Origin of the sequence: Streptomyces sp. NPDC001728 (genome assembly GCF_040297565.1) — a bacterium.
Classification (GTDB): Bacteria; Actinomycetota; Actinomycetes; order Streptomycetales; family Streptomycetaceae; genus Streptomyces.
In genome coordinates this window covers 1-1,331 of record NZ_JBEOZK010000051.1, presented here as the reverse complement: position 1 = coordinate 1,331, position 1,331 = coordinate 1, and the positions used below count along the sequence as shown (strand labels likewise).

Annotated in this window: 1 pseudogene; it reads left to right on the top strand. The window is 75.5% G+C overall.

Going from position 1 to position 1,331, the window contains the following annotated elements:
- Positions 1 to 1,331: pseudogene (locus ABT154_RS33860) on the top strand (hypothetical protein); the annotation flags it as partial.

Sequence of the window (1,331 nt, the reverse complement as noted above, 5' to 3'; positions counted from 1 at the left end):
TTCGACAAGGCGAAGACGGACCTCGCGAAGGCCCGGGGCAAGGTCCAGGCGCTGGTCACCGCTTCCAAGGAGCAGGCGACCGCCGCCAATGCCGCAGCGCAGCGTGCGGTGTCGGCGCAGCAGCAGGCGTGGACGATCGCGGACGCGGCCGAGGTGCCGCGTGGCCGTGGTCTGATGTACGCGCAGCAGTCGGTGCAGGTCGCGCGTGCTTCGGGTGCTGCCGCGACGGCCGCTTCCAAGGCGACCGAGACGGCGCTGAACGCGGCGAACGCGACGGTGTCGACGTCGGAGGCGTTGCTCGCTCTGGCGCAGACCGAGACGCACGCGGTGAACACCGAGTTCCGTCGTATCGCCGCTCAGGAGGCGGCGGCGCAGGCGAAGGCGGCGGCGGACAGTGCCGATGCCTACGCGGCGTCGGCGGCGGCGAACGCCGCCACCGCGAAGAAGGCCAAGGAGACGGCCCTCGCGGAGGAGCAGGAGGCGAAGAAGGCGGCGGCGGACGCGCACGCGTCGCGTGCCGTCGCGGAGTTGGAGCGCGCCAACGCGGCGGCCTACCGGGCCACCGCCGAGCGTGAGCGGGACAAGGCGGCGGGTCATGAGGCCGACGCCGTCGCGCAGGGCCGGATCGCGAGCGAGGCCCGTACCTCGGCGGAGGCGGCGGGATCGACGGCCTCGTCCAAGCGGGCTGTCGCCGAGGAGTCGGAGCGCGACGCGGTCGCCGCACGTGACAAGGCCCTTGAGGCCGAGATGCGGCGTGACTCGCTGAACGCGAAGGCCGCGGCCTTCGAGGCCAAGGCCGCCGCCGACGAGGGTACGGACGCGGCCGTCGCGTCCCGTGCGGCCGCGACCGACGCTCGTTCCGCCGCGAACGAGGCGACCACGGCGGCCACCAACGCGCGCGCGGCGGCGAACGCGGCCACGGCCGCCGCCACCAACGCCCGTGAGGCGGCCACCAAGGCGCAGGGCTCCGCGTCCCGTGCCAAGGCGGCGGCCGACAGCGCGTGGGCGTCGTACTGGGTCGCGGCCGGTTCCGCCGCCGCGGCGCACGCGGCGGCGGCCGAGGCGATCGACGCCTCGCAGGCCGCCGCGGCCGACGCGAAGGGTGCCAAGGAGCAGTCGGAGAAGGCGACCGCGGCGGCCAAGGTCGCCAAGACGGAGGCGGCTGCCGCCCGTTCCGAGGCGGCGCAGACCGCGTCCTGGGCGGCGGTGACCGCGGGCAAGGCGCTCGCGGCCGTACGGTCCTCCCTCGCGGCGCGTGACTCCGCGGCGGCGGTGAACAAGCCGGCGAACGAGGCGATCTCGCTCGGCGGCCCGTACCAGGAGGTCGACAG